Below are 21,747 nucleotides of genomic sequence, written 5' to 3'. Positions count from 1 at the left end.
GAAAAATCAGACAATAGCGTCCTTTTACATTTACAGAAATTGTGCGGTAGCGTGTCAATTATTCCGTAACGTTAAACTTACAGGCGAAGCCCGGAGCGGCTTGCGTCGTTATGTCAGGATCCGATTTATGAGCAATCGTATTACTGTTCAGTTACCCGTCGAAGGACTGCTTTTCTGGAAATTTTCAGGTCGTGAGGCGTTATCCGAGGCGTTTGCATTCAACCTGCAACTGCTGGGAACCGACGCGCGCATGGATCGCAGCCAGTTGCTCGGCAAAGCGGTCACCGTTACCGTGCCCACGCAATCGCTTTCCGGCTCCCGCTACTTCAACGGCAAAATTACCCGCGTGGCAGTCAGCGCGGTGGAACTGAGCGGGACGCGCTACGCTGTCTATCAGCTTACCGTCGAGCCGGATCTGTGGCCAATGAAGCGCGACCGTAACCTGCGCATCTTCCAGGGGCAGACGGTGCCGCAAATCGTCAAAACCCTGCTCGGCGAATACCAGGTGAATCTGGAAGATAAGCTGAGTGGCAGTTACCGCGTCTGGGAATATTGCGTGCAGTACCAGGAGAGCAGCTTCGATTTCATCAGCCGCCTGATGGAGCTGGAAGGGGTTGCTTACCACTTTAAGCATGAAGCCGACAAACACACGCTGGTGCTGACCGACGCCGCCACGCAACATCAACCGTTCAGCGGCTATGAAACCATTCCGTATCACCAGACGCCGTCCGGCGGCAGCACGGATGAAGAGGGCATCAGCCAGTGGGCGCTGGAAGACAGCGTCACGCCGGGCATCTACAGCCTTGACGACTATGATTTCCGCAAGCCGAATGCGTGGCTGTTTCAGGCGCGGCAGAACCCTTCGTCGCCGCAGCCGGGCAGCATTGATGTTTACGACTGGCCGGGGCGTTTTGTCGAGCACGGCCACGGCGAGTTTTATGCCCGCATCCGCCAGGAGCGCTGGCAGGTTGAACATCAGCAAATCGAAGGCACCGCCACGGCGATCGGCATCGTGCCGGGCAGCACTTTCCAGTTGACCAATGCCGCGTTTTTCAATGATAACGGCGAATACCTGGTGACCGCTGCGCACTACAACTTCGAAGAAAATCGCTATGCCAGCGGTGCGGATAGCCAGACGGTGCACCGCATTGATTTCAGCGTCATTCCCTCCTCGGTGGTCTTCCGCCCCGCGCAGCAAACCGCCTGGCCGCGAACTTACGGCCCGCAAACCGCGCGCGTCGTCGGGCCGCAGGGCGAAAGCATCTGGACGGACAAATATGGCCGGGTAAAAGTGAAGTTTCACTGGGACCGGCTGGCGAAGGGCGATGACACCAGCTCCTGCTGGGTGCGCGTCTCCAGCGCCTGGGCGGGCCAGGGTTTTGGCGGCGTACAAATTCCGCGTGTTGGCGACGAAGTGGTGATCGACTTTATCAACGGCGACCCGGACAGGCCAATCATCACCGGGCGCGTCTATAACGAAGCCAGCATGCCACCGTGGGCACTGCCTGCTGCCGCGACGCAAATGGGCTTCCTCAGCCGCTCGAAAGATGGCTCGGTCGATAACGCCAACGCCCTGCGTTTTGAAGATAAAGCAGGCGAAGAGCAGGTATGGCTGCAGGCCGAGCGCAATCTTGATACCAACGTGAAAAACGACGAAACGCATACCGTTGGCGGTTCGCAGACCGTTAACGTGACGCGGGATTACACCGGCGCGGTGGCGGGATCGCATACCCAGGCCACGCAACTGGCACATGAACAACTGGTCGGCGGCGGCTTTACCCAAAAAGTGCAGGGCGCGCTGGTGCAGGCTTCCGACAGCGGCATCATGCTGGTGGCGGGCAAATCGGTGCTGACGCTCGGCGCTAACGGCACGGTTTCGCTGCAATGCCTGAACTTCAGCATCGATGCGCTGAGCAATGGCGAAATCAATACCGGCGGCACGCTGGATCTGAACATTACGCGGCCAGAGAGCCTGCCGACTGTCGAGCCGACACCAGAACAAATTCAGGCCGCGGTAAAAGCCGCATTTAATCAAGGAACGGATAAATAATGGCGACGTTTACACTCTCTGAAGGCGTGCTGGCGCTGCCGGGCGCGTATCAGGATCACAGCATCAACGTGCTGAAATTCAAAGAGCAGGGCGCAACGCTTGTCATCACCCGCGCGTGGGATATCAAACCCGGCGAGGAAGAGAATTTCCTCCAGCAGCAGTTGGCGAAAGTGAAGCGCAGCATGAAAAAAGTGGTGCTGGGCGAGGTACAGGATAGCGTCATCGGCGGGCTGCCCGCCCGTGAAGTCGCACTGCGTTTTGAAAATCAACACGTTACGGTATATGAAAAACTCGCCGTCGCCCGCGTGGAAGATCACCTGATGGCGTTCACGCTCAGCCGTGTCGCCCCGTTTGATGCCGACGCAGAGGCGTTCTGGACAGCAGTAAAAAGCGGTGTGCAGCCGGGGGCGTAACGGATGACGGATTACCTTGCAGCGCGCATCGATGACCCGCTGATCCATAGCTCTGCGCTGGCAGATTTTGTCGGCGGATTAGTGGAAGGGGCGATTGTCGCCGCGATCTTTATTGCCGCCACCACGCCAATCGGCATGGTTGTCGCCGGTGTGGCGGTGGCTGGTTTGATGTTCAGCGGCGCGCTGGAGAGCGTTGGCAACGCGGCGGGGAAACTCGTCGATAGCCTGATAGACCCTGGGCCTCCCGATGCGCAGATTATCTCCGGCTCGGATAACGTGCTGATCATGGGCAAAAAGGCGGCGCGTGCTGCCGGCACTGTCGATCGCGATTACCTGAATGCGACCGCTTCTGCGGATGAGAGCAGCTTCGACTGGGCCGGGTTCGGCATGATGGCGCTGGCGGGCGTAGCCGCAACGCTGAAAACGGCGCTGATGCCGGGCGCAGCGCTGATGGCGATTGCTGAACGCGCCAGCAAGCTGACCCTGGACGATGTTAAACAGTGGGGCAAAAACACCTGGAACGACCTGACGCAGCCGCTGGTGGAGAGCGCCAGCCCGTATGCGTCTCCCGCGCCGCACGATAACGTGGCCTGCAAAAAAGGCCATATGGTCACCAGCAGCAACTTTATCGCCCAGGGTTCAAAAGCGGTGCTGATCAACAACCAGCCCGCTGCCCGCAATGGTCACCTCAGCACCTGCGAAGCGGAAATCAAAGTCAGTGAAAACCCGCGCGTGCGTATCGGTGGTGACACCATCACCGTGCGCGATATCCACAGTGGCAAAAACCAACTGGCTTACCTCGCGGGCAACCTGCTGGGCAGCGCAGTCGTGGCGATTATCCCCTCGCTTATCAAGATGGGCTGTAACCGGCTGATCGTGAACCGCCTGATGCGGGAAATTATCTGTCCGCTTGGCGCTTATGTTGCTTCGGCGGGCGTGATGCCGGTACTGGCGGCAGCAGTAAACACCGTACACCCGGTCAATATCCTTACCGGCGCGAAAATCCTCAGTAAAGAAGAGGATCTCGATTTCGTCCTGCCGGACAGAATGCCGCTTTACTGGCAGCGCATTTACCACAGCCGCAACCTGTCAACCGGCATGCTCGGCACTGGCTGGATGCTGCCGTTTGAAACCCGTCTTTACCGGCAGGCGGATAATCAGCTGATCTTTCTTGATATGACTGGCCGCGAGCTGGGCATGGGAAATGTGCAGCCGGGCGACATGATCGATTACCAGGAAGATGGCATTAAGCTGTTCTGTAGCCCGAATGGGGCGATGGTCATTCAGCAAAATGACGGCGAGCACCAGTTGTACGAACCGGACCCAACGCGTCCTGGCGAGTGGCGCATTCAGCGCATTTATGACCGCCATGAAAACGTACAGCACTTTAGCTGGAACGAGCACGGGCAGTTGGTGCGCATCTCCGGCGATAACGAGGCGCTGGACGTTGAGCTGGAGTATGACGCGCTTTCCGGCCGCCTGGGCGCGGTTTATCAGGCGTACGATGGCACACGCCATCTGTTGGTCTCTTACCGTTTTAACGAGCAGGGGCAACTGATCGCCGTCACCGACGCTGACGGCATCGTCACCCGCCAGTTCGGCTGGGATCAGGCCAGCGAGATGATGGCCTGGCACGCCTACGCCACCGGGCTAAAAGTGCAGTACCAGTGGCGGCCCGACGCCAACTCGCGGCACTGGCGCGTTGAGGCGTACCAGGTGCTTGACGATCGGGGCGAGGTGCTGGAACGCTGGCGTATTGATGCCGACGAAACACAGCGTCGCGCGCGCGTCAGCAACGACGAAGGCGTCTCAAGCGAACATCACTGGGATGAACTGTTTCGCATCACCGCTTATACCGATCCGCATGGCGGCAACTGGCAATTTCGCTGGGCGGGCAACTCCGAACAACTGCTGGCGATGGTGCAGCCGGACGGCGCGATCTGGGAATATGCGTGGGATGCGCGCGGCAATCTGACCATGGAGCGCGATCCGCTGGACCGCACGACACTGACCAACTGGCATCCGCTGTACGCCTTCCCGTTGAAAGAAGTGCTGCCCGATGGCGCAATCTGGCAGTACGAATACAACGTGGCGGGCGATGTGGTGAAGCTGACCGACCCGGAAGGCGGCGTAACGCGCTTTGAGTGGAATGCGCAGGGCGATCTGCTGCGGCGCATTGATGCGCTGGAGAACAGCCACCGCTTCTGGTGGGACGCGCTCGGCCAGCTTATCCGCGAAGAGGATTGTTCCGGCTACCAGAGCCGCAACCAGTACGACGCTTCCGGCAAACTGATTAGCACCACCGATCCGCTCGGCAACAGCGAACGCTATATCTGGAGCCCGGCAGGCCGCCTGCAAACCTGGATCCGCGCCGACGGGCGTGAAACCCTGTTCAGCTATAACCACGCCGGGCTGCTGTGTGGGCAGAATATTGATGGCCTGCTGGAGCGTAAAGTGACGCTCAACGCGCGCGGCCAGGTGACTGAGGCTATCGATCCCGCCGGGCAGGTGACGCGTTTTCGCTTCAACCGCGCGGGCCGCCTGGTAACGCTGACCAACGCCAACAACCAGCAATGGCGTTTTGACTATACGCCTGACGGTTTGCTGACCCGCCAGCACGATTACGCCGGACGGCAGACGGAGTATCAGTACAACGCCATGCAGCAGGTGGCGACGCTGGTACGTCATCCCGCCAGCGGTAGCGGTTTGTCGCCGCTGGTGACGAACTATGAATACGATGCGATCGGCCGCATGGTGGCGCGGGAAACCGAGCAGCACCGCACCGAGTATCGCTACTACGCCCTGAGCACCGAAATTCACCGTTTCCCGTACAGCGCGTGGCGGCAGGCGATGATTGCCCAGCGCGAGCCGGAAAATGGCGAAGTGGTGGTTTTCCGCCGCAATAAACTCGGCGATCTGGTGGGGGAAGAGAACCATTCCGGCGCGTATCTGCATCAGTACGATGCGTTAAGCAACCTCAGCGCCACTACCTTCCCGGACGGGCGGCAGTTGCAGTATCTGCGCTACGGTACCGGGCATCTGCTGGAGATGCAGCTTGCCATTGGCGGCAATACGCTGCCGGTTGCCAGTTACCAGCGCGACAAGCTGCACCGGGAAACCCGCCGCACCACGGGTGCGGTGGAGCTGGAAACGCACTACGACATCGCCGGGCGCATCAGCCAGCGGCGCTGTGTTGATAATGTGCGCCAGCGGTTAGTGTTTGAGCGCCGCTACCAGTGGGATCGGGCCGATCAGATCATCCGCCAGATGTACACCGATGGCGCGCCGCCGACGCCTGCGGATAAATATCGCCAGTCGCTGTGGGGATACGATGCGGCAGGCCGCATGACGCAGAGCATTCAGCCTTCCGGGGAGGAGCGTTTCTGGTATGACGCGGCAGACAACCGCACAACAGCGGATTTGCCGCCTGTCTGGGACAACCTGCTAAAACGCCTCGACGGCGTGCGCCGCGAATATGACGGCTTCGGGCGCATGACGGAACGCCACGATACGCATCGCGGCATCGTGCAGCGCTTCAGTTATGACGATGAGCAGCGCATCAGCCAGGTCATCATTGAAGGCGATGCAGAGTTCAGCAAAGCGGAATACCGTTACGACGCGCTGGGCCGCCGCACGGAGAAACAGGTGTGGCGACGCCACAGCCGCACGCCGGAACGCACGCAGTATGCATGGTCCGGGCTGCAAATGGTGGGCGAAACCCGTGACCGTGACCCGGAAGCCGCCGTGCAGTATATCTACACGGGAAATAGCTACGAGCCGCTGGCGCGCGTCGACAGCCGCCAGCAGTACGCGGAAATCTACTGGTATCACAGCGAAATCAACGGGTTGTCGCAATCGGTCACCGACAGTAACGGCGACATCGTCTGGCGCGGCGCGTTCAGCGCATGGGGACGCACGGAGCGGGAAAACGATGCGCTGAAGTGGGACACTCCACAGAACCTGCGCTTCCAGGGCCAGTACCTCGACCGCGAAACCGGGCTGCACTACAACACGTTCCGCTACTACGACCCGACCGGCGGCTGCTACACCCAGATGGACCCGATAGGGCTGCTGGGTGGGCTGAATATGTATACCTATGTGGTTGACCCGCTGGTGTGGGTGGATCCGCTGGGGTTGGCTGTTTGCCCTATCAAAAAATTAGAAGAAAAGGGCTTTACGGGTGTAAGAGCAACAAAAAATGGTGGTCTGGATTATGTCGATAGTAATGCCCTCTTTACAAGAGAAGGTGTAAATCCTATACAGAGGATTGAATATACAGGTAATTATCATCAAGATTTTGAAAAGGCAAATATGGCTGCACTAGGGCAGAAATCGACACCTAAAGGCTATGTCTGGCATCATTTGGATGATTATGACGCTGTAACAAATACGGGTACTATGCAATTAGTTCAACAAGCTGCACATAGGGGTATTCCACATGTAGGTGGAGTGAGCCAATATCAGGAAATTACTGGTATTAAATATATATTCAAAACATGGTGATTATTATGAATAGTTTATTTTTTACAGAATCTCTTCCTCCCGCAAGCGACCAGGATTTTGCCAGGTTAGGCTCTATAACTAAATCAACTTTGCCTGAGGAAATGATCTCTCTCTATAAAAAATATAATGGTGGGCAACCTCAGCCATCTTTTGTTCATGATGAGAAAAATATTTATCCAATAAATTCATTTTATTCTCTGGATGAGATTGCCGAGTGTTATGACGAATTTGATGATGAGTCTTTACCTGAAGGATTTAAAAAGGGTCAGTTATTACCATTCGCTTACGATCCGGGAGCTGGAATCTATTCAATTTCACTAAGAAAAAAAGATTATGGAAAGGTTTATTTTTATGTTTTACATGAAGAAGCTGAAATTTTTGGTGAATGGCCATCTTTTTCATCTTTTCTGGAGTCTATAGTTGATGATCCTAACCCATAAATTTTAGTCCCCTATGGTCGGAAGTGATTTTAAAATCTCTTCCGGCACAAATATTTTTAGTTGGCACGTTAATTATAACTCTCATTAATATTAATGAATAAGCGGAGAAGAGAATTCCTTATCATTGGAAGTGGTAATAGAAACTACGGTAATAAAAATTAGATGATTGTTTTTATTTTAATTCTGGTTGTTTTTTTTGTGTGAAATTTAGACTGCGAGATTTAAAGCTGGATTATATATTTTTATATAGCATCTGCTTTGCGTTAAGTAATCCTGCTACAGGAGAAGTGAGTGAAGTGATATTTTTCTGTTCCTTATTTCTCTTTAATTTCCCCTCACCAACGCGCTGCTCCTGGTGTTAAGAACTCGATAAATAGAATCCGCGGCCTGAGCTTTGATATCTCTGGAAAAGTTGCTGGCAGTTTCTCACAAAACGGGCGTCAGGCAAGCAGACGTACGCAAAACTATCCCCTATGCTGCGGAAAACAAAGAGAAAATCACTTTTAGCAATATCGACAGATTTTAAGGAAGTCTCGGAAAATAAAGCGTTTGAGACGAATTTTCCTGATCAGCCAATTAAAGTAAAGTTTAAGCCTATCAGACAGGATGCCTTGCTAACGGTAATTTTCTATTCTGAAGAAAAGGTTGTTGTGAATAAAAATGTTTTTATTACTGAAATGCCAAAATATGCCTTGTCATTCTTTAAAAGCCTATCAAGTTTCAAAGGAGTTGATAAAAATAATTATGTCTATGAAATGAAAATATTGAAAAGGTTAATCTCGTAAATTTTTTGTTGTGATATTTTAGATTTTGCAGGCATGGGATGTCCTGCTTAGTTTTTTTCAGAGCCAGTACCTCGACCGAGAAACCGGGCTGCACTACAACACGTTCCGCTACTTTTGCAAGTCAGGCCAGCAGAATGAGTGATACTCAACTGGCATTAGGCGTAAAAAACATCCAGGCTTGGGCAAGCAAAGGTCTTGAGTCTGGCATTTTTAAAATTGATCCGAATACCGGGAGATTACTATGAGTAATACGACTGCACAATTTTATGTTATGGAATATTTACCAGATGATGCTGATTCTCCGTATTTTATGGATAAAGAGTGGGACCCGGAATTACCGGACTATGATATTTTTACAGCACCGCCAAAATCCACTGATTTTTCTCCGGTATATCGTTTAAAAGCGAGTGCTACACAATTAGATGGCGATTTTTTGATTAGTGATAATCTGGTCTCTTTTGATTTTCTTAAACTGTGTGAAGAATGTTTGGTACATAGCATACATATCCCAGTTGATATCTCACTCCTTAGAAAGAAAAAAACTGGAAAAGAGTATTATTTATTTTTCTTGCTGGACTATATTGAGATTCTCGATCGAAAAAAGTCTGACTATACAATTTCTCAGGATGTTGAGTCAGGTTTACTGAATACCCCGGAATCTCGTGGGCTTGATAAAACGTATTATGACACAATTGATTTGTTTATTGTAAAAAAAGAAATAAAAAACAATCTCTTTTTCTGTCAGGAATTATCAAAGCCAGTATGCTCCAGGTCTTTTAAAGAAAAATTTGAAATGCTGGGTTTAAAAGGAGTTGACTTTAAATCTATTGACGAAAATTTCAAATATGATGCCTGGGCTGGCTGGTGATAATTAAAAATAATGCCTGAAAAGCTCGATGGTTATAACGATTGTCTTCGGGCTTTATTAAACATACCAGAGCATTAACAAGGCGACTCGGAGTTCAGCAAAGCGGAATACCGTTACGACGCGCTGGGCCGCCGCACGGAGAAACAGGTGTGGCGACGCCACAGCCGTACGCCGGAACGCACGCAGTACGCATGGTCCGGGCTGCAAATGGTGGGCGAAACCCGTGACCGTGACCCGGAAGCCGCCGTGCAGTATATCTACACGGAAAACAGCTACGAGCCGCTGGCGCGCGTCGACAGCCGCCAGCAGTATGCGGAAATCTACTGGTATCACAGCGAAATCAACGGGTTGCCGCAATCGGTTACCGACAGTAACGGCGACATCGTCTGGCGCGGCGCGTTCAGCGCATGGGGACGCACGGAGCGGGAAAACGATGCGCTGAAGTGGGACACTCCACAGAACCTGCGCTTCCAGGGCCAGTACCTCGACCGCGAAACCGGGCTGCACTACAACACGTTCCGCTACTACGACCCAACCGGCGGCTGCTACACCCAGATGGACCCGATAGGGTTGCTGGGTGGGATTAATACGTATACCTATGTGGTTGACCCGCTGGTGTGGGTGGATCCGCTGGGGTTGGCATCTTCGTGCCTTGACAGGGATTGGGGAGCATATTATTCAAGAAAAACAGGTACGACCCCTCCAGCATCGATGCTCAATCCTCATGCGCATCACATTGTATTCAAAGGTGATTTTTCAAGGTCACCACAAATGCAGGCAGCTCTGAATAGGAGCAGAGACGTCCTGAAGAAATATGACATAAATCCTGTTGAAGATGTCTCTGCACTAATGTGGGCAGAAAATAGGGGCCATACTGTTGCAAATGCTAAGCTAGTGGCAAATAAACTTGAAGCTGCTCACGAAGTTATAAGCAGTAAAGGCTTGAGCACAATCGAGGCCACGAATGAAATGAAATCGGCTCTTCAGAAAATCGGAATAGAAGTTTTTGGAAGCTAAACGTCGAGGTGATATATGAACTGGAATGAATTGGAAGATCAATGCGTTCGGGCTACAGTGGAGTCGATTAAAAAACTCCTGTCTGAAAATCCAACTGAGGTTTTCTATGCGTTTGCTCTATATACTGACAGTAGTGCGATGACAGTATCATTAAGTGCTAATTCTGAGCAACGTCTAAAAGCTATTCTTGATTCTGAAGACGATAAAAGTAAGGAAAACCAAACTTACTACAAATGGGCTACATCAGAATGGGCTTATGAAGGGTTCAATGCTGTTGCTTTTACCGATATTAGTAAACTTCTCAGAGAATCAACAGCTAGATCGAATTTTATAACGTTCAAGCAGAACTTGATTGAATGCTTAACGCAAACTCTCAAGAGAGTTAAAAATGAGGAGTTAAATGAATACTTGAAGTCATCAGTCTTATTTGTAACGATCACGGATGATGATGATTCAGAGTTGGTAGAAAATGCTTCAGCTAAACAAATAAATGATGAGTCTACCATATCTTATTTTTTTTCAAGGTATGATTGATTTTTGATAATTATTTTTTAATTTGTTGTGTGCTAAGGAATTAATTTATAATTCAATGCTGGCGTGTATAGAATCCGTCAGCGTTAATTGTGGGTTATCCAAGCTTTGGGGGGTATATTACGGTAAAAATTAGTATTTTATTTTAAACGGGTAACGAAAAAACTATCAAAGGTGGATGCTGAATTGGAGAAAATCATTGAAGTCACTTTATTTGGATATGAGTGTGATGACTATGAAAATATAGTGAGGCGCTCGAAAATTTGATGCCACTTACAAAATGGTAAGTAAAGACTATTTAAAGAATATACGAAAAGATATCTGAATTTTTATATTGAGAGAAAGGTATAATGTTGATGTTTCCACAATGGATTGTTTCGGCGTTTTAGCCAGCCGTTAATTAAAACCAAAGCGATCCCCGCAATCCTTCCGGCCATTGGTTAATGCTTTACCCTCCTGTTCCCGGTTTCCCTTTAATTTCCCCTCACCAACGCGCTGCTCCTGGTGTTAAGAACTCGATAAATAGAATCCGCGGCCTGTGCTTTGATATCTCTGGAAAAGATGCAGTCTTTTTTACTGCGCAAGCCATTTATCACAAAACGGGCGCCAGACAAGCAGACGTACACAAAACCATCCCCTATACTGCGGAAAACAAAGAGAAAATCACTTTTATCAATATCAACAGGGTAAGGGATGGATACAGCTGAATTTTTCGGCCAGCTTGTGCAGCAACTACTGCTCTCTGCGCCGCTCTTTTTACTGATTGCGTTGGGATACTCGCTGGGGCGCTTTGCTGGCTGGCCGGAATCGGTCAACGAGGGGTTAAACCGCTTCTGCTTTAACGTGGCGATCCCCTGCATGCTATTCAAAGTAATGAGTAAATTCTACGAAAGCCCGGCGGTGGACGTGCGGCTACTGATTGCTTATTTCGGCACCTGCTTTGTGATCTACGTTATCGGGCGGATTCTGGCGAAAGGCGTATTCCGCCTGGATTCGGTTTCCGCCTCGGTGTTTGGCCTCGCGGGCATATTCTCTAACAACGTGATGCTCGGCATTCCGGTCGCGGTGATCCTGCTTGGCCCGGCGAGCCTCGCCTCGGTGGCGCTGGTTTTGGTGTTTAACAGCTTGATCCTGTGGACGCTGGTTACCGTGTCGGTGGAGTGGGCGCAGAACGGTAGCTTCTCGCTGCGCGGAATTGGCAAAACGCTGCTCAGCGTATTGCGTAACCCGATTATCATCGGCATTTTCACCGGTTTTGCCTGGAGTTTTCTGCTGCATCGCCCGGTGCCCGCCTTCCTCGACAGCCCGATCAGCATGGTGGCGCAGGTAGCCGCGCCGCTGACGCTGATCACCCTCGGCATGAGCCTCTCGCGCTATCAAATCCGCAAAGGGCTGCGCGAAAGCGGCGCTATCTGCCTGTTGAAGTTGATCCTGATGCCGGGGCTGATTTGGGCGATAGCGTATCTGCTGCATTTGCCGCGTCAGGAAAGCCAGGTGGTGGTGCTGTTAGGCTCAATGGCGGTGGGGATCAATGTCTATCTGATGGCGCAAAAGTTCCAGGTATTGCAGGGCGCGACGGCAACCAGCATGTTGCTTTCCACGCTGTTCTCTACCATAACGACGCCGCTTTTTATGATTTTGATGGCGCATTTCTACCCCAACTGGCCCTGAAGATTCTCTCTTTTTCGCCTTCAGGAGTTGCATTCATTTATCGTATGTATGTATATATAATGATCTATATAAGATGTTATATATTTCTGCAGGTGACTAATGGATATTCTCTCTGATATGCCTTACGCTTTTCTCGGCAGCCGCTTGAAACGGCTGGCCGAGCAGTTGCAGGCGGAAGCCAGTGTATTGGTACAAAATACCGGCATCCATGTACCGGCCGGGCTGTACCCGGTTTTGCTGGCGCTCTATCGGCAGCCCGGTTTAACGATTGGCGAGCTGGCTCGCTGTTCGCGGGTTAGCCAGCCTGCGATGACCAGCAGTATCAACCGCCTGATCCGCGCTGGGTTAGTCACCCGCCAGAGTGACGGTGAGGATCGGCGAAAATCGTTTATTCGCTTAACGGACGAGGGCACAAACGCCATTGTGCGGGGCGAAGAGATGGCATGGCCGCTGCTGGGCAAAGTGGTTCAGGAGCTGACGGCAGGCCTTTCGGGCAACTTTATCGAGCAGATCGCGCAGCTTGAAAAACGCCTTGCCGAGCGCCCGTTGCCGGTTCGCGGCGCGCGTTACACCAAACTCGATGTTCGCCCCGTGCTGGAAGACGAAATCGCTGATGTCGTCACATTACTGAACCGCGCTTATCGCAGCGGCGGCGAGGAAGCAGGCTGGACAACCGAAGCGGGTTTGCTGGATGGCGATCGCATTAGCGAGCAAACGCTACGTGAAGAGCTGGCGAGCAAACCGCAGGCGACTTTATTGGTCTGGAAAACCGCCAGCGGCATTGATGGCTGCGTCTGGGTAGAGCCGCAGCAGGATGGCGTGTGGTATCTCGGATCGCTGGCGATTTCGCCGTCGCAGCAGAATGCGCAGTATGGTCGACGGCTGCTGGAAGCGGCGGAGCAATGGTGTCGGGCGCGCGGCGGGAAACGTATCCTTATGACGGTGTTGCAGGTGCGGGAATCGTTGCTCGCCTGGTATCTGCGTCGCGGTTATCGCCGCACCGGAGAAACCGAGCCGTTTCCGGTGGATGATACCCGGTTTGGCATTCCGACCCGGCCCGGTCTGCTGTTCGAAGTGCTGGTGAAAACGCTTAGTTGAAACAGTGGCTACCCGGGTTGAGGGCAGCCACTGGCTCAGACAATATCGTCTACTACGCCGCCATCGACGCGCAGCGCCGCGCCGGAAGTGGCCGAAGCCTGTTTGGAGCAGACGTAAACCACCATGTTCGCCACCTCTTCGACGGTGGCCGCGCGCTGGATCACCGAACTTGAGCGGTGCGCCATCACAAACTCTTTCGCCAGCGTTTCCAGCGATTTACCGGTTTTCTCGATCTCGTCTTTCATCATATCGGCAAAACCATCCGACATCGTCGGCCCCGGCAGCACGCTGTTAACCGTCACACCGCTACCGGCGACGAATTTTGCCAGCCCGCGCGCCAGCGAGAGCTGTGCAGTTTTCGTCACGCCGTAATGAATCATATCCGCCGGAATATTCAGCGCCGATTCCGAAGAGATAAACACCACGCGGCCCCAGCCTTTTTTCACCATGCCCGGCAGCAGCGCGCGGGAAAGGCGCACGCCGGACATCACGTTGGTCTGCCAGTATTTTTCCCAGGTTTCATCGTCGGTAGCGTAAAAATCCTGCGGGCCGTAAATCCCGGCGTTGTTGACCAGAATATCGGCCTGCGCCGCCGCTTTCAGCAGGGTTTCCACGCCCTGCGCCGAGCCGAGATCGGCAATCGCCGTGCGCAGACGCGCGCCCGGCACCTGCTTCGTCAGCGCCTCTTTCGCCTTATTGACCGACCCTTCGCTGCGTCCGTTCAGGATCACTTCCGCACCGCTCTGGGCCAGACCTTTCGCAATTGCAAAGCCGATCCCGCCCGTTGAGGCGGTGACCAGCGCGACTTTATCGTGCAGCTCAATCTTCATCGTCCGCTCCTTGCCAGTTGGATTTTACAAATAACTAAGGCTAGCACCTGCGCCGCAGAACCGTTGTCAATTGTTGCGCCATTGCGCGTGAAGGCTGGCTTATGCCATTCCTGGCATTGCTTTTCCGGTTTTATTCGTTCCCTCGTTTTCAGCGCTCTACCAGAATGGATTGCACAAAATATATTGTTTTTTTTGCTCATTTCAGGGGACCGACAAACAGATGAATAAATACGGCATATTTTCTCTTCTCCTCGCAATAAGCGGCGTGCAGCAGGCCAATGCGGCGGAAGAGAGTGTACCCGCGCATCCAACATTCACGATTCAGGCGGACAAAACATTAAACGCGAAATTACCCGCCGATATTGCAAAGCGTGGTTATATTATTGCCGGCACCAATCCAAATACGCCGCCAACCACGTTTTATCAGGAAGATAATAAAACGCTGGCCGGGCGTGAAATCGATATTATGACCGCCGTTGCCGAACGTCTCGGCGTGAAAGTGCAATGGCACGATACCGGCGGTTTCGACAATATTATTCCGGGGCTGAAATCGGGCCGCTACGATGTGGCGCTCGCCAATATTAACGCCACGCAAAAACGCCTTGAGCAGGTTGATTTTGTCAGTTATTACGACGCCTCGCGCTTAGGCATTATTTCCCGCCAGGATGCCAATATTCCTGCCTTCACTGAGCTTACCCAGGTGTGTGGCAAAGAGATTGGCGCCGGGGCTGGCACCACGCAAATCAACCGCCTGAACGAAGGCAGCAAAGCCTGTGAAGCGCAGGGTAAACCGCCGATTAAAGTCGCCGTCTTCCCGGATCGCCCGGCAGGGGTGCAGGCGGTGGTTAGCGGCCGCGTGCCGATGTTCTTTGGCCCTTATGAAGGCCTGACCTGGCAGGTCAGCAAAGTGAAACCGCTGACCATGAGCGGGCAAATCAGCGTTAACGATGCACCGGTTTCTATCGCCTTCCCGAAAGGTTCCGGGCTGGAAGAGGCCGTTCAGGCCGCGCTCAACTCCCTGATCAAAGATGGTTCTTACCAGAAGATCCTCGACCACTGGTCGATCGGTTTTGGCGCGGTAAAAGAGTCCAAACGTAACGAAGAGATTTTCTAATGGCGCACACCACCGCTTCACCATCACAGGATGAACTGCGCATCATCGGAAAACGCTACTACGGGCGCTGGTTCAGCGCCCTGTTCGTTTTGCTGCTGCTGGCAGGGCTGCTGCACTCTGTTTTCAACAACCCGCGTTTTGAGTGGGGCGTGGTGGCGCAAAGCTTCACCGAAGAGTCCATCCTCAGCGGCGTACTAATGACGTTGCAACTGACCGCCATTTCAGTGGTGCTCGGCTTTGCTGGTGGCACTGTGCTGGCGCTGATGCGCCTTTCGTCGAATCCGGTGCTGGTCGCTGTTAGCTGGGCCTATACATGGTTTTTCCGTGGTGTGCCGATGCTGGTGCAACTGTTCCTCTGGTACAACATTGCGGCGCTCTATCCAACGATTTCAGTAACCTTGCCAGGGATTGGCGAACTCTACAGTTCCCCGGCGAACGCGCTGATAAGCCCGTTCAGCGCGGCGGTCATTGCGCTGGTGATGCACCAGTCGGCCTATGCGGCGGAGATTATTCGCGCCGGAATTCAGAGCGTCGGCAACGGCCAGCTGGAAGCTGCGCGGGCGCTCGGCTATTCGCGCGGGCAGATTTTCCGCCATACCGTGCTGCCGCAGGCGATGCGCGCGATTCTGCCGCCTGCCGGTAATGAAGTGATTGGTCAGCTCAAAACCACGGCGGTGGTGTCGGTGATCTCCTTGCAGGACGTGCTTTACTCGGCGCAAATCATCTACCAGCGCACCTATGAAGTGATCCCGCTGCTGCTGGTGGCAACGGCCTGGTATCTGCTGCTCACCTCGGTGTTGTCGGTCGGGCAGTTTTATGTCGAGCGCTACTTCTCGCGCGGCGTGAAGCGCGTGGAAGCAAAAGTCTGGTTTGCCCGTAAGCTGCCGGTTTATCTGTTGAATGCCAGGAGAGTGAGCAATGGCTGAAGCCATCGAATTACGCAACATTACCAAACGCTTCTCCGGGCAGACGGTGGTCGATAGTGTCGATCTGGATGTCGATGCCGGTTCGGTTACCGTGATCCTCGGCCCGTCGGGTTCCGGGAAATCCACGCTGCTGCGCTGCATTAATCATCTGGAAAAACTCGATGCGGGCACCATTCGTATTGGCGGAGAGCTGGTTGGCTATGAACAAAAAGGCCAGGCGCTGTTTGAAGTCAGCGACAGTAAAATCGCCCGCCAGCGCAGCCGTATTGGCATGGTGTTCCAGCAATTTAATCTGTTCCCGCATCGCACGGTGCTGCAAAACATCATCGATGCGCCGATCCGCGTGAAGAAACAGCCGCGCGCGCAGGCGGTGGCGAAAGCGCGCTTGTTGTTGCAGCAGGTAGGGTTGGCGGGGCGGGAAAACGACTGGCCGCAACAGCTTTCCGGCGGTCAGCAGCAGCGCGTGGCGATTGCCAGAGCGCTGGCGATGGACCCGGAAGTGATGCTGTTTGATGAACCGACATCGGCGCTGGATCCGGAACTGGTGGGCGAAGTGTTGCAGGTGATCAAAGCGCTGGCGCACTCCGGTATCACTATGGTCATCGTCACCCACGAAATCGGTTTTGCCCGCGAAGTGGCCGACAACATCGTCTTTATGGAAGCCGGCAAAATCATCGCCTCCGGCCCGGCGCGCCAGTTGCTGGAGAATAACGCCAACGCCCGCGTCAGCCATTTCCTCTCTACGGTGTTGTAATTATGGCTTCTGTTACCCACAGCTCGCACTGGGGCGCATTCACCGCCTCCGATACTGGCGATGAACTGCAGATTATGCCGTTTCCCGGCGATCCCGATCCCAGCCCGCTGCTGGAAAACCTTGCAGATACTCTGCGCCACCCGGCGCGTGTCACGCAGCCGATGGTACGTAAAGGCTGGCTGGAGAACGGCCCCGGCCCGGATGCGCGTCGCGGCGCGGATGAGTACATCGCCATTAGCTGGGAGCAGGCGCTGGAGCTGGCGGCCAATGAACTGAAACGCGTAGCGGATAATTTTGGCCCGCAGGCGGTGTTCGGCGGCTCTTACGGCTGGTCGAGCGCCGGGCGTTTTCACCACGCGCAAAGCCAGCTTCATCGCTTTCTCAACACCACTATCGGCGGTTATGTGCGCTCGGTGTGGTCGTACAGTTCCGCCGCTGCCTGCGTCATTCTGCCGCACATTGTTGCTCCGCAGGATGAGATCGCCCGGCGCGGCGTAAGCTGGCGCGAGATCGCCGAACACAGCGATATTGTGCTGGCGTTCGGCGGGCTGGCGCTGAAAAACTCGCAGGTCGCCAGCGGTGGAATGAGTGAACATACCGAGCGCGGCTATATGCGGCAGGCCGCTGCGCGTGGCGCGGCGTTTATCTCCGTCAGCCCGCTGCGCAGCGATTTACCGCAGGAAGCCGCCGGTGAGTGGCTGCCGGTGCGTCCGGGCACCGACGCCGCCTTGATCCTCGCGCTGCTCCACACGTTGTGGCGCGAAGGGCTGAGCGATGAAGCATTTCTTGCCCGCTACTGTACCGGCTGGCCGACGCTGGTGGCGTCGTTATCCGGCGAACAGGATGGCACCGTGCGCGATGCTGCGTGGGCAGAAGCCATTTGCGGCGTACCGGCGCAAAAGATTGTCGCGCTGGCGCGGCGTCTGCACGGTAAACGGGTGTTGGTGACGGTCGCCCACTCCCTGCAACGGGCGCAATACGGCGAGCAGCCGGTCTGGCTCGGCCTGGTGCTGGCCGCTGCCCTGGGGCAACCGGGTCTGCCCGGCGGCGGATACGCCTATGCGCTCGGGGCGCTGGGGCATTACGGTAAAGCATTTAACCGCGTCTCTTTCCCGGCGCTGCCGCAGGGCGTCAACGGCGTGGAGGATCTTATTCCTGTGGCGCGCATTGCCGATATGCTGCTCAACCCCGGCGAGCCGTTCGATTTCAACGGCGTGCGTCGCCGTTATCCACACATCAAATTGGCGTGGTGGGCGGGTGGTAATCCGTTCCATCACCATCAGGATCTGGCGCGGCTGCGCCATGCGTTTTGCCAGCTTGATACCTTAATCGTGCATGAGCACAGCCTGACGGCCACGGCCCGCCATGCGGATCTGATTTTGCCCGCCACCATGACGCTGGAGCGTGAAGATATCGGCGGCGCGCCGACCGATCGCTATCTGTTCGCCATGCATCCGGTGGCGCAGCCGTGGGGACACGCACGGGATGACTTTGCCATTTTCCGCGATATTGCCGCCCGCCTGGGGCGTGAAGAGGCGTTTACCGAAGGCCGGACGGTGCGCGAGTGGTTACAACATTTGTACGGCCAGATGCAGGGGAAACTGGCGCAGGAAGGGGTCTCCACGCCCGCGTTTGATGATTTCTGGCGGGAAGGCATATTGCAACTGCCGCAGGTGGACGACGGCGGGCGGCTGATGCGCCGCTTTCGCGCCGATCCTGATACGCATCCGCTGCCGACGCCGGACGGGAAAATCCAGATCTACTCGGTGACCATCGCCAGTTTTAATTACCCGGATTGCCCCGGTCTTCCGGTGTGGCTGACGCCGGACGAGCAGCCCGACGCGCAGCATCCACTGTGGCTGATCGCCAATCAACCCGCCACCCGCCTGCACAGCCAGCTTGATTACGGGCGACACAGCGCGCAGCACAAAAAGCAGGGTAAAGAGGTGTGTACGATGCACCCGATAGACGCCGCCGCGCGCGGTATTGATGAGGGCGCGATTGTGATGCTGCATAACACGCGCGGAGCGGTACTGGCAGCGGTACGGATTGCCGACGATATTATGCCCGGCGTCGTCCAGCTTCCGACCGGCGCCTGGTACGATCCCGTCGACCCGCTGGCGCAGCGCCCACTGTGCCGCCACGGCAACCCCAACGTGTTAACGCGCGATATCGGCACCTCATCATTAGGCCAGGGTTGCAGCGGGCAGATCACCGTGGTGCAGGTTTCCCTCTTCACCGGTGATGTCGGCGAAGTGCAGGCCTTTGCGCCGCTCTAAACCAGCAACAACGCCTGTAATGCCGATAATGCCTGCGCGTTTTCCAGCCGCGTTAGCGCAAGCCAGTATTCGCGGGTGGCATCATCCACCTGCGGCAGGCAGCGGCGCAGCTTCTCCGTTAAATCCACCCCCTGCGCCAGTAACTGCTGGCGCGTGGCGTGCGCGGTAAACTGCGTGCCGGAGCGGGTGGTTAAAATCAGGCGATGAAAACGCGCTGACGGGTTAAGGGCATCGGGCGGAGCGCTGTTATCCGGCGTGCGGATGATGCGAGCCGCCAGTTCGGCGGTGCGGGCTTTCACCGCATCGGGCGCGAAGCTGCCGAGTGGCAAATCCTTTTCCAGCAGGCATTCGGCAACCACATATTCCAGGCTGAAACGGGCTTCAACACCGTTCGCGGGCATGCGAATAAACGCCGCCACATCGCCGCCGGGCGGAAAGGCCACCGCAATCTGCTCCACCTCAGCAAATAACTGTTCGACGGAAAACCCCGCCGCCAGCCACTGTGCGCGCAGATCCAGCGCGGCCAGCGCCGCGCCGTGGGTGCCGCTACAGGTCGGCCAGGGTTTGAATTCCAGCCCCGGCGTGATAATGCGCCAGGGCGCCCCCCAGCCTGCGGTCAGTTTTGCCGGATCGGCCGTCGCCGGGCTATAGGCGGCGAGAAAACCTGCCAGCGCGCCGTCGGTTTTCGCTTCCACGCCATGCTGTGTCAACTGCACGGCGGTCACCGCCGCTCTGGCGGACAGCCCGGCGTGCAGCGGTTTAATATCAGCGCCGAACTGCACGCGCAGCCCGGCGGCCTGGCTGGTGGCAATGGCGAGGATATTCGCCGTCTGTTCTGCGCTGGCGTTAATCAGCCGTGCGCAGGCGGCGGCTGCAGCCAGCGCGCCCAGCGTGCCGGTATTGTGAAACCCCTGCACATAATGGCCGCTGCCCACCGCCAGCCCGAGGCGGCCCGCCATCTCGACTCCCAGCACAAACGCATCGAGAAAACGCGGCCCCTCCGTTATATCGTTTTCCGCCGACAGCGCCAGCAGCGCCGGGAGGATAACCGTCCCGACGTGGCCGCGAAAATCCGGGTGAAAATCATCAAAGTCCAGCGCATGCCCGCTGTAGCCCAGACGCAATGCGCGTGACTGGGCATCCTGCCCCGGCCAAATTTTGCGCAACGCCAGCAGCGTGGTGTCGGGCAACGTGCCGTTCACCAGTGGTAGCGCGACGGCAAAGAAATCGAGCACGCCGCGTCGTGCCTGCTCCCGCGCGTTATCGTCAGGTTGCGCGTCAACAATCAGCCGCGCAACGGTCTGGGTCAGTTCACTCATGCGGCTGCCTTTTTTAGCGCCTGCACGGCCAGGTTTGCCAGCCATTGTGACGTCGGAAACAGCGCGGCGTCATCAACGCGGAATTGCGGATGGTGCAGGGCATAAGGGCCGCCGGAACCGATCATGATGAACGCGCCGGGCAGATGCTGCTGGTAAAACGCGAAATCTTCGCCAATCGGGTTGGCGGCAATGCGCCGGGCGTCAAAACCGCTCTGCCGTCCGGTTTCCAGCGCCAGATCAACCCACGTTTCACTGTTGACCACCGACGGCGGACCGGGCTGCCAGTCGAGGGCGATTTGCGCGTTAAACGCCGTGCCAAGCCCGGAGATCACATCGCGCAGGCGCTGCTCGATTTGCTCGCGCACTGTCTGGCTAAAGGTACGCACAGTACCTTCCAGCCAGGCGCTGTCTGGGATCACGTTCCAGGTGCTGCCGCTGTGAACCTGGGTAATCGACAATACGGCATTTTCATCTGAGGGAACATTGCGGCTGATTAACGTTTGCAGCGTGGCGATAAGCTGCCCGGCAATCACCACCGGATCGTTGCCTTCGTGCGGCCGCGCGGCGTGGCTGCCGGTGCCGGTAATATCAATGCGGAAACGGTCAACTCCGGCGGTCAGCGCCCCGGCTTTGCTGCCCATCACTCCGACCGGCAGCGCCGGATCGTTGTGAATACCAAAAATCGCCGTTGCGCCGTCCAGCGCGCCTGCGGCAATCACCGCTGGCGCACCCTGACCCGTCTCTTCCGCCGGTTGGAACAGAATGCGCACCCGGCCCGGAAGTTCGGCTTCCTGCGCTTTTAACAGAATGGCTGCGCCGAGCGCGCTGGCGCTGTGGAAGTCGTGGCCGCAGGCATGCATCACGCCGGGATGCTCAGAGCTGAACGGCACGCCGGATTTTTCGTCAATCGGCAGCGCGTCGATGTCGGCACGCAGCACCACCAGCGGGCCAGGCTGCTGGCCGCCCAGTTCAACGACCAGCCCGGTGGCTAAATCCAGCGGCAGAATACGAATCTGGTGTTGTTCCAGCGCGGCGCGCAGGCGGGCGGTGGTGGCGAACTCCTGGTTTGAGAGTTCAGGGAAACGGTGTAATTCATGGCGAAAGTCGGTCAGCCAGCCGGATAATGCAGCGATATCAGTCATAGGGTTA

The 21,747-nt window shown here is 55.5% G+C and carries 15 protein-coding genes and 1 pseudogene; 13 read left to right on the top strand and 3 right to left on the bottom strand.

The features are described from left to right. The first annotated feature begins 127 nt into the window (after positions 1-127). From C0557_RS24590 to C0557_RS24550, 9 genes and pseudogenes are all read left to right on the top strand, one after another. On the top strand, positions 128-2,050 hold the full coding sequence (locus tag C0557_RS24590; protein ID WP_208661974.1) for a type VI secretion system Vgr family protein: 1,923 nt from the start codon (positions 128-130) through the stop codon (positions 2,048-2,050). Further along, positions 2,050-2,463 carry a DcrB-related protein gene (locus C0557_RS24585; RefSeq protein ID WP_208661971.1) on the top strand — a complete coding sequence of 138 codons (414 nt, stop codon included), beginning with the start codon at positions 2,050-2,052 and terminating at the stop codon, positions 2,461-2,463. The genes C0557_RS24590 and C0557_RS24585 overlap by 1 nt, the downstream gene beginning before the upstream one ends. Before the next feature lie 3 nt (positions 2,464-2,466). Further along, positions 2,467-6,966: an RHS repeat-associated core domain-containing protein gene (locus C0557_RS24580; protein WP_208661968.1), complete on the top strand. Its 4,500-nt coding sequence runs from the start codon at positions 2,467-2,469 to the stop codon at positions 6,964-6,966. Positions 6,967-6,971: 5 nt separating this feature from the next. Beyond that, positions 6,972-7,406, top strand: a complete 435-nt coding sequence (locus C0557_RS24575) for an SMI1/KNR4 family protein (protein ID WP_208661965.1) — start codon at positions 6,972-6,974, stop codon at positions 7,404-7,406. Between the two features lie 1,026 nt (positions 7,407-8,432). Then, positions 8,433-9,059: an imm11 family protein gene (locus C0557_RS24570; RefSeq protein ID WP_208661963.1), complete on the top strand. Its 627-nt coding sequence runs from the start codon at positions 8,433-8,435 to the stop codon at positions 9,057-9,059. Positions 9,060-9,137: 78 nt separating this feature from the next. After that, positions 9,138-9,731, top strand: a pseudogene (locus tag C0557_RS24565) (RHS repeat-associated core domain-containing protein); the annotation flags it as partial. A gap of 360 nt (positions 9,732-10,091) precedes the next feature. Then, positions 10,092-10,610, top strand: a complete 519-nt coding sequence (locus C0557_RS24560) for a DUF4303 domain-containing protein (protein WP_208661961.1) — start codon at positions 10,092-10,094, stop codon at positions 10,608-10,610. Between the two features lie 690 nt (positions 10,611-11,300). Continuing rightward, positions 11,301-12,278 (top strand): AEC family transporter, encoded by a 978-nt coding sequence (locus C0557_RS24555; RefSeq protein WP_208661959.1) that lies wholly within the window; start codon positions 11,301-11,303, stop codon positions 12,276-12,278. Between the two features lie 99 nt (positions 12,279-12,377). Continuing rightward, on the top strand, positions 12,378-13,376 hold the full coding sequence (locus C0557_RS24550) for a bifunctional helix-turn-helix transcriptional regulator/GNAT family N-acetyltransferase (RefSeq protein WP_074776075.1): 999 nt from the start codon (positions 12,378-12,380) through the stop codon (positions 13,374-13,376). A 35-nt stretch (positions 13,377-13,411) separates the two neighbouring features. On the opposite strand, the gene C0557_RS24545 is transcribed toward C0557_RS24550, so the two are convergent. Further along, entirely contained in the window at positions 13,412-14,206 is a 795-nt protein-coding gene (locus C0557_RS24545; RefSeq protein WP_208661957.1) for an SDR family NAD(P)-dependent oxidoreductase, read from the bottom strand. A gap of 220 nt (positions 14,207-14,426) precedes the next feature. Between C0557_RS24545 and C0557_RS24540 the strand changes: the two genes are divergently transcribed. From C0557_RS24540 to C0557_RS24525, 4 genes are read left to right on the top strand one after another with little or no spacing between them, the layout of a single operon-like run. After that, entirely contained in the window at positions 14,427-15,320 is an 894-nt protein-coding gene (locus C0557_RS24540; protein ID WP_035886702.1) for an ABC transporter substrate-binding protein, read from the top strand. Then, positions 15,320-16,246 (top strand): amino acid ABC transporter permease, encoded by a 927-nt coding sequence (locus C0557_RS24535; protein WP_208661955.1) that lies wholly within the window; start codon positions 15,320-15,322, stop codon positions 16,244-16,246. The genes C0557_RS24540 and C0557_RS24535 overlap by 1 nt, the downstream gene beginning before the upstream one ends. Beyond that, positions 16,239-17,000, top strand: a complete 762-nt coding sequence (locus C0557_RS24530) for an amino acid ABC transporter ATP-binding protein (RefSeq protein ID WP_007369637.1) — start codon at positions 16,239-16,241, stop codon at positions 16,998-17,000. The genes C0557_RS24535 and C0557_RS24530 overlap by 8 nt, the downstream gene beginning before the upstream one ends. Before the next feature lie 2 nt (positions 17,001-17,002). Continuing rightward, positions 17,003-19,279 (top strand): molybdopterin-dependent oxidoreductase, encoded by a 2,277-nt coding sequence (locus C0557_RS24525; protein ID WP_208661953.1) that lies wholly within the window; start codon positions 17,003-17,005, stop codon positions 19,277-19,279. Here C0557_RS24525 and C0557_RS24520 read toward each other — a convergent pair. Together C0557_RS24520 and C0557_RS24515 are read right to left on the bottom strand one after the other, a co-directional pair. Continuing rightward, positions 19,276-20,598 (bottom strand): MmgE/PrpD family protein, encoded by a 1,323-nt coding sequence (locus C0557_RS24520; RefSeq protein WP_208661948.1) that lies wholly within the window; start codon positions 20,596-20,598, stop codon positions 19,276-19,278. The two genes, C0557_RS24525 and C0557_RS24520, sit on opposite strands and share 4 nt — an antisense overlap. Continuing rightward, entirely contained in the window at positions 20,595-21,740 is a 1,146-nt protein-coding gene (locus tag C0557_RS24515; protein WP_208661942.1) for an amidohydrolase, read from the bottom strand. Before C0557_RS24515 ends, C0557_RS24520 begins: the two co-directional genes overlap by 4 nt. Between the last annotated feature and the right edge of the window lie 7 nt (positions 21,741-21,747).

The sequence above is a fragment of the Kosakonia sp. MUSA4 genome, assembly GCF_013085925.1.
In the GTDB taxonomy this organism is placed as follows: domain Bacteria; phylum Pseudomonadota; class Gammaproteobacteria; order Enterobacterales; family Enterobacteriaceae; genus Kosakonia; species Kosakonia sacchari_B.
This window is presented reverse-complemented; position numbering and strand designations above follow the sequence as displayed.

Coding starts and splice junctions, on each gene's coding strand:
- C0557_RS24590 (WP_208661974.1), top strand. CDS start 128: ATGAGCAATCGTATTACTGTTCAGTTACCCGTCGAAGGACTGCTTTTC.
- C0557_RS24585 (WP_208661971.1), top strand. CDS start 2,050: ATGGCGACGTTTACACTCTCTGAAGGCGTGCTGGCGCTGCCGGGCGCG.
- C0557_RS24580 (WP_208661968.1), top strand. CDS start 2,467: ATGACGGATTACCTTGCAGCGCGCATCGATGACCCGCTGATCCATAGC.
- C0557_RS24575 (WP_208661965.1), top strand. CDS start 6,972: ATGAATAGTTTATTTTTTACAGAATCTCTTCCTCCCGCAAGCGACCAG.
- C0557_RS24570 (WP_208661963.1), top strand. CDS start 8,433: ATGAGTAATACGACTGCACAATTTTATGTTATGGAATATTTACCAGAT.
- C0557_RS24560 (WP_208661961.1), top strand. CDS start 10,092: ATGAACTGGAATGAATTGGAAGATCAATGCGTTCGGGCTACAGTGGAG.
- C0557_RS24555 (WP_208661959.1), top strand. CDS start 11,301: ATGGATACAGCTGAATTTTTCGGCCAGCTTGTGCAGCAACTACTGCTC.
- C0557_RS24550 (WP_074776075.1), top strand. CDS start 12,378: ATGGATATTCTCTCTGATATGCCTTACGCTTTTCTCGGCAGCCGCTTG.
- C0557_RS24545 (WP_208661957.1), bottom strand. CDS start 14,206: ATGAAGATTGAGCTGCACGATAAAGTCGCGCTGGTCACCGCCTCAACG.
- C0557_RS24540 (WP_035886702.1), top strand. CDS start 14,427: ATGAATAAATACGGCATATTTTCTCTTCTCCTCGCAATAAGCGGCGTG.
- C0557_RS24535 (WP_208661955.1), top strand. CDS start 15,320: ATGGCGCACACCACCGCTTCACCATCACAGGATGAACTGCGCATCATC.
- C0557_RS24530 (WP_007369637.1), top strand. CDS start 16,239: ATGGCTGAAGCCATCGAATTACGCAACATTACCAAACGCTTCTCCGGG.
- C0557_RS24525 (WP_208661953.1), top strand. CDS start 17,003: ATGGCTTCTGTTACCCACAGCTCGCACTGGGGCGCATTCACCGCCTCC.
- C0557_RS24520 (WP_208661948.1), bottom strand. CDS start 20,598: ATGAGTGAACTGACCCAGACCGTTGCGCGGCTGATTGTTGACGCGCAA.
- C0557_RS24515 (WP_208661942.1), bottom strand. CDS start 21,740: ATGACTGATATCGCTGCATTATCCGGCTGGCTGACCGACTTTCGCCAT.